Raw genomic sequence first — 7,194 nt, 5'->3', positions numbered from 1 at the left:
CCGATTTTCGCTGTTTTTTTAGTGTATGCCCGGTTTTCAACTTCCTGAGAATCGAATATACGAACTAATCTCGAAAAATTCCAGATTATTCTAAAATATTCAATTCTCAGAGGCTTTAATCAGAGGAGTTCTGCAACACCCTCACTTCAACGGTGACGGTGTCATCGACACTAACGACCGCGCGCCTGTGGGCTACAGCTCGATGCCTCAGAATACGTATAACGCCACACTCGGATTTGAGTGGAAGGGATTCAGCGCGATGGTACAGTTCTATGGTGTGAATAATGTGACCCGCGAAATCAACTTCCCGACACTCAAGAACTCCAACGTGGTGGCTTATGTGGAGGGAGACTACTGGACTCCCGGCAGTTACGGGCTCCCGATGCCCCGCTGGACCACTACCACCGACGAGTCGGCCCGCGGCACACGCTACACCTATGACGCCTCATATGTGAGACTCAAGAATGCCGAACTTTCCTATAAACTGCCGGTGAAGCTGGTGCGCAAAATCGGTCTCAGCAGTTGTCGTATCTATCTCAACGGCGACAACCTGTTGCTCTGGACCAAGATGCCCGACGACCGCGAGTCAAATACCGCAGGAGGTTCGACCGACGGAGCCTATCCGACGGTGCGCCGATTCAATTTAGGTATAGATATAACTTTATAAATAGGATATACATGAAAAAACATATATTCTCACGTCTGCTCCTGGGACTGTCGGCCGTCATGCTCGCCACATCGTGTACCGACTATCTCGACAAAGCCCCCAAGAGCGACATCGACGAGACCGAGCCCTATAAGAATTTCCGTAATTTTCAGGGCTTTATCGAGGAGCTGCATAATGCTATCCCCATGATTATCGGCCAGCAGTATCACACGAGCTGGAATTTCGGCGAGGATGAGTACTGGGAGCCTTCCGACACACGTCCCATGGCGTATTTTGTGGACAACGGCAACTATCGTCCCTTTGTCGATCCCGGCACATTTATTTATGGTTTCCCTGTAGTGGATGCCGGTAATGTGGGCAGTAACAACCGTCTTGACGGCAAGGCCAATATGTGGAAATTCGGTTGGTACAGTATCCGCAAGGCCAATATCGGACTTGCCAATCTCGGCCTGCTCACCGACGCCACGGCCGAGGAGCGTGAAATCATCGAGGGTGAACTGCTGTTTTTCCGCGGATGGAATCATTTCATGCTCATGAGCTATTGGGGCGGTCTGCCTTATATCGACCATGTGCTGCCTTCGGGCGAGACACCCAATCTGCCCCGTCTCAACGCACAGGAGACGGCCCGTCTGGCCGCCGCCGACCTCGAGGCCGCCGCACGTCTGCTGCCCGTCGACTGGGACCAGACAGCCACCGGCCGTCCGACCATCGGCAACAACAATTTCCGTCCTAACAAAATCATGGCACTCGCGTATGCCGGCAAGTCGCTGCTCTATGGCGGTAGCCCTCTGTGGAACTACGAGTCAAACGGCTCGCGCACTTATGACGCCGAGATGTGCAAACGCGGAGCCGACCTTCTGGGCGAGGCTCTCAATCTGAGCGAGACTACCGGCCGCTATGAGCTGGCACCCTTCTCGCAGTGGAACGACCTCTTTTATTATGCCGACCGCGGCACCCGCATCCCCGGACTCAAGGAGGCCATACTGATGCAGAACAACAGTGACATACTCAGTGGTTCAAACTGGAACCAGAAGAATGACTACTTCTGTCCGCTTGTGGTGAGCTCGGGCGTGAAGGTGCAGCCTACGGCCAACTATATGCTTTATTACGGCATGAAAAACGGTCTGCCCATCCCCTCGTGGACCGAAGCCGATCCCGTGTCGGGCTATGACCCTGCGCATCCCTGGAAGGACCGCGACCCGCGTTTCTACAAGGACGTAGCCTTTGACGGCGTGCAGGTGGTCAAGGACGAGAAGGGAGAGGTCGAGGCCGAAGTCAAGTATGCGAGTCTCTACTCCAAGGGCAAGCACCGCACGGCCAATGCCCTGAAGTCAAATCTCACAGGTTTTATCGAGACCAAATGGATACCTCAGATGGCCAAGACCGTGGCTTATTACAACGAGTATGACATGTGTATGTCGGTTAGCTTCATGCGTCTTGCCGATGTGTATCTGCTCTATGCCGAGGCAGTGGCCAACGGTTACGGCACCCCCTCGTCAAAGGCCGCTACTTTCGGGATGACCGCAGTCGAGGCAGTCAACAAGGTGCGTGCCCGCGCCGGAGTGGACGGAGTCAACTCGCGCTACACAGGGTCGACCGATGCATTCATGAGCGAAGTGCGCCGCGAGCGTGCCGTAGAGCTCGCCTTTGAGGGGCACCGTTTCCACGACCTGCGCCGCTGGCTGCTGCTCACCGAGCGTCCTTACACTTACAAGACGCGTCTGGAGTTTGACCGCGCGGCCGGTATGGATTTCAACAATCCCAAGGAGGCCCGAGTGGTGAATCTTCGCGAGGAGGTAATACTCGAACGCAAGCTCGACGCACGCCACTACTGGTTCCCGCTGCCGACGGCCGACGTGAATATCTATCCAGAGTTCGGACAAAATCCCGGATGGTAAACTTAAAATAAACACACCCAACAATGAACATAATATCCAAATATATCGGAAGCACGGCCCTTGCAATGGCACTATGCCCTTGCCTGACGGTCTATGCTCAGAGCGACAGCATTGTGAATGTGGCTTTCGGGACACTGCCGAAAGAGGATGTCATCAATGCCGTGTCGTCAGTGAATATGGAGGAGCTGCTCAAGAAGAATTTTACCGACAATGCCCTTGATGGCAGCCTTCAGTCAATCATCGGAGGCTACAACGGCCAGGTGTGGGGTCAGGACGCGCTTGTGCTCGTCGACGGGATGCCCCGCGACGTCGCCGACGTGCTTGCCTCGGAAGTGGCCTCGGTGTCGGTGCTCAAGGATGCCGCCGCGGTGGCACTTTATGGCAGCCGTGCCGCCAAGGGAGTGATACTCATCACCACCAAGCGCGGTAATATGGAGAAGATGCACATCGACTTCCGCGCCAATGCCGGATTCTATGTGCCCAAGACCTATCCCAAATATCTCGACGCGGCCAGCTACATGACTCTCTATAACGAGGCATGCCGCAACGACGGCCTGTCGGAGCGTTATGACGCCGCCACCATATATAATACGGCTGTCGGAACAAATCCTTACCGTTATCCCGACCAGAAGTATTACAACGACGAGTTTCTGCGCAAGTTTTCCAACTCTTACGGGGCCAACGGCGAGATACGCGGCGGCAACGAGCGCACTCACTACTACATGAATGTAGGACTCAAATACACCAACGGTCTGGTCAAAGTCGGCGATCACAAGAATGACAATACCCTGCGCTTCAATGTGCGCGGCAATGTCGACATGCAGATTACCGACTGGCTCAAGGGCTATACCAACGCTTCGGTACTGGTCAATGACGACTATGCCTCGCGAGGCGATTTCTGGGGCATGGCCTCGGGCACATGGCCCAACCGTTTCGGAGTGCTCCTGCCTGTCGATATGGTTGACCCCAACAACTCGGAACTTCAGGACATGATAGCCTCGGCCACACTTATCGACGGACGCTATCTGCTTGGCGGCACATCACAAAACTCAACCAATGCCATCGGCGACGCCCTCGAGGCCGGATATGTGAAGACCAAGACCCGTACATTTCTCTTTGACGTGGGTCTGGACTTTGACCTCAAGGCCATACTCAAAGGTCTCTCGTTCAAGACAGCCTTTGGAGTCGACTACCGTTCGGTGTATTCCGAGGGTTTCAGCGAAGGTTATGCCGTCTATGAGCCCGTGTGGGGCAATCTCAACGGCAAGGATATGATAATCGGTCTCAACAAGTATGGCAACGACACCAATTCGACCAACGAATTTGTCGGCCAGTCGACCTATTATCAGAATATGCTCTTCCGCGGGCAGTTTGACTACCATGCGGTGTTTGGCGGACTCCATCAGGTTGACGCCATGCTCATGGGCTGGGGCTATCAGACCCACAATTCGGCCGACGCCGACCATGAGAGCAGCTCGTTTCACAACACATCCAACGTGAACGCGGACCTTCAGGTGAGCTATAATTTCGACCACCGCTATTATGCCACACTCGCCGGCGCGCTGGTGCGCTCGTCAAAGTTTGCTCCCGGTAAGCGCAATGCCTTCTCGCCCGCCGTGACTCTCGGCTGGCGCATAGGCCAGGAGAATTTCATCCGCGAGAACGCATCGTGGATCGACGAGCTCAAGCTCACCGCCTCGGCTGCCCGTCTGCATCAGGACATCGATGTGTCGGACTGGTATCTGTGGAAACGCTACTTCGGCTACAAGCACAACGGCGGCTGGCTCTCCTATCAGGACGGCAACGTTGGCATCTACACCTCCATGCCCAAGCAGGGCGACAACCTCGACCTGACCTTTATCACTCGCGAGGAGATAAGGGCCGGACTGGAAGGCACATTCTTTAACGGATTGCTGTCGGCCGGCGTCAACTGGTTTATCCAGGACACCAAGGGTGGTCTCACACGTGGCTCCAACTCGGTGTATCCCTCGTTTCTCGACGTATGGGACTCCAACTATCTGCCCTGGATCAACTATAACAATGACCGCCGTCAGGGTGTAGACTTCACGGTGCGTGCAGTCAAGAATTTCGGCGAGTGGGAACTCTCGGCCGGCTTCTCGGGCATGTATCTGTCGCAGAAGGCCACCCGCCGCGACGAGATGGTGCGCTATGACTATCTCTCGACTGTGGGACGTCCGCTGAGCTCGGCGTTCGGCTACATATGCGAGGGATTTTTCGAGAGCCAGGAAGAGATAGACTCACGCGGTGTGCGCCAGGCTTTCGGCGGCACTCTCCGTCCCGGCGACCTGAAATACAAGGACGTCAACAATGACGGAGTGGTCGACAGCAACGACCGTGTGTATCTCGGCACATATACGCCCGATTTTTCCTACGGCATCAATATCACAGCCAAGTGGCGCAACTGGACACTCTTTGCCTACGGCACCGGCCGCACGGGCGGTATAGCATTCAACAACAACAGCTATTATCTCAACGGAGGCGAAAACAAGTATTCCGAAAACGCATGGCTGCGCTGGACTCCCGAGACCGCCTCGACAGCCCTCTATCCGCGTCTGACCACAGGCACTACCTCCAACAACAACCAGACCTCGACCTTCTGGCGTTACAGCACCGACCGCTTTGACCTGAGCCGCGTGCAGCTCACCTATGACTTCTCGCCGAGCCTCTTTGACGGCAAAGTCGTGTCGGGCATCAGTGTGTATGTCGAAGGCGAGAACCTTGCGACTATCGCCAAGGAGCGCAAGATACTCGAGATGTCGACAGGCTATCCCCAGACACGCTACTACAACGTAGGCTGCAAGCTGTCATTCTGATAAACCTTAAATTAGAAACAAAATGAAACACAAAATAGCTCATATGATGCTGGCTCTCGTGTCGGTGGCAGGCCTCTCCTCCTGCGACGACCTCTTTGATCCGGCCGATGACAACCTCAAGGACGTAGACCAGATTGAGGATGACCGTAACTTCGCGCAGGGATTTCTCATGCACGTCTACCGTAACATACCCGGTTATTACGACAACAGCGAATATGCCACTGACGACGCCGTGACCAACGAAATCGACAATGCCATACGCAATATGGCCACAGGCTCGTGGACATCGTTCAACGACCCGTTGTCGAAGTGGCAGGGGTGTCTCAACAATATCCAGAACCTCAACCTGTTTCTCGACAACGCCGACAAAGTGCAGTGGGCCGAAGACCCCGAGGTGGCTGCTCTGTTCAAAGCCCGCACCATAGGCGAGGCTCACGGACTCCGCGCCCTCTTCATGTATTATCTGCTGCGCAACCATTCGGGCATTGCCGCCGACGGACAGCTCTACGGTCCGATAGCTCTGCGCAACTACATGGCTAACACTTCGGATTTCAATATCCCTCGCGCGACATTTGAGGAGTATGTGAGAATGATCAACGAAGACCTTGACATAGCCGAGCAGAATCTGCCTCTCGAGTATGCCAGTCTGCCCTCCGACGCAACCGTTCCCGCACCGTTTGACCAGTACACCACCCATGTGGGCAGCTACAACCGTGTGATGGGCGAGTATGGCCAGCATCTCATGAACGGTCTTATAGCACGAGCCATCCGTTCGCGCGTGGCACTGCTTGCCGCAAGTCCGGCTTATGAGGCTGCTGCAGCCGTCACCTGGGCCGAGGCCGCCGACGCAGCCGCCGATGTCATCGACCATATAGGCGGACCCTCGAAACTTGCATCCAACGGTCACACATATTATAATAATACCGACGAAATCGATGCCCTGAAGATGGGTGTCGGCCCCCAAGAGATGATATGGCGCGGCAACGTGGAGTCAAACCGTTCGGAGGAGGAGAACAACTTCCCGCCTTCGCTCTACGGCAAGGGTCGCATGAACCCGACGCAGAATCTCGTGGATGCTTTCCCGATGAAGAACGGCTATCCTATCAGCGACTCGCGTAGCGGATATGACGAGAAGAATCCTTATGCCGACCGCGACCCCCGTCTGGACCTCTATATCATCTATAACGGATCAAAAGCCGGTGTCAGCAATACGGTCATCAACACTGCGGCCGACGCCACTACCGCCGACGGTCTCAACAAGCGCGAGACCTCGACCCGAACAGGCTACTACATGAAGAAGCGTCTGCGCATGGATGTCAACTGTAATCCTTCGATGGCTCAGTCAAAGAACCACTACACACCGCGCATCCGTTACACAGAGATATTCCTCAACTATGCCGAGGCGGCCAATGAGGCATGGGGGCCCAAGGGCACCGGTTCGCACGGCTATTCGGCCTATGACGTAATCAAGGCCATCCGCACCCGAGCCGGCATCACCGACCATTCTTATCTCGACGAGTGTGCGGCCGACCCTGCAAAGATGCAGGCTCTGATACGCAACGAGCGTCGTCTGGAACTTTGTTTCGAGAGCTTCCGTTTCTGGGACCTGCGCCGCTGGAAGGCTGACATCAACGAGAATGCCCGCGGCACTGAGATCAGAGGCGGAGTGCACACCGCGCTGCCCGAGGTGGAGCGTCGCGAATTTACCGACTATATGTATTACGGCCCGATACCCAACTCGGAGGTGCTGAAATTCAGCAATCTTCAGCAAAACGCCGGTTGGTAATCGTAAAAA

General features: G+C 55.2%; 3 protein-coding genes and 1 pseudogene. All 4 read left to right on the top strand.

Annotated features, from left to right (window positions below):
- Positions 1 to 142: 142 nt before the first annotated feature.
- Positions 143 to 667, top strand: a pseudogene (locus QGT73_RS04905) (SusC/RagA family TonB-linked outer membrane protein); the annotation flags it as partial.
- A gap of 11 nt (positions 668 to 678) precedes the next feature.
- Positions 679 to 2,565 (top strand): RagB/SusD family nutrient uptake outer membrane protein, encoded by a 1,887-nt coding sequence (locus QGT73_RS04900; RefSeq protein WP_280121679.1) that lies wholly within the window; start codon positions 679 to 681, stop codon positions 2,563 to 2,565.
- 23 nt (positions 2,566 to 2,588) lie between these two features.
- Positions 2,589 to 5,399, top strand: a complete 2,811-nt coding sequence (locus QGT73_RS04895; protein WP_280121678.1) for a SusC/RagA family TonB-linked outer membrane protein — start codon at positions 2,589 to 2,591, stop codon at positions 5,397 to 5,399.
- Positions 5,400 to 5,421: 22 nt separating this feature from the next.
- Positions 5,422 to 7,185, top strand: coding sequence for a RagB/SusD family nutrient uptake outer membrane protein (locus tag QGT73_RS04890; RefSeq protein WP_280121677.1), 1,764 nt, complete (start codon positions 5,422 to 5,424; stop codon positions 7,183 to 7,185).
- The last annotated feature ends 9 nt before the right edge of the window (positions 7,186 to 7,194 follow it).

Source organism: Duncaniella muricolitica (genome assembly GCF_910574735.1).
Taxonomy (GTDB): domain Bacteria; phylum Bacteroidota; class Bacteroidia; order Bacteroidales; family Muribaculaceae; genus Duncaniella; species Duncaniella muricolitica.
Note: the sequence above shows the minus strand (reverse complement) of the source record. Positions and strands in the feature narration are given on the sequence as shown.

Excerpts from the sequence above, each read along its gene's own strand:
- QGT73_RS04890 (WP_280121677.1), top strand. The coding sequence starts at position 5,422 with ATGAAACACAAAATAGCTCATATGATGCTGGCTCTCGTGTCGGTGGCA.
- QGT73_RS04895 (WP_280121678.1), top strand. The coding sequence starts at position 2,589 with ATGAACATAATATCCAAATATATCGGAAGCACGGCCCTTGCAATGGCA.
- QGT73_RS04900 (WP_280121679.1), top strand. The coding sequence starts at position 679 with ATGAAAAAACATATATTCTCACGTCTGCTCCTGGGACTGTCGGCCGTC.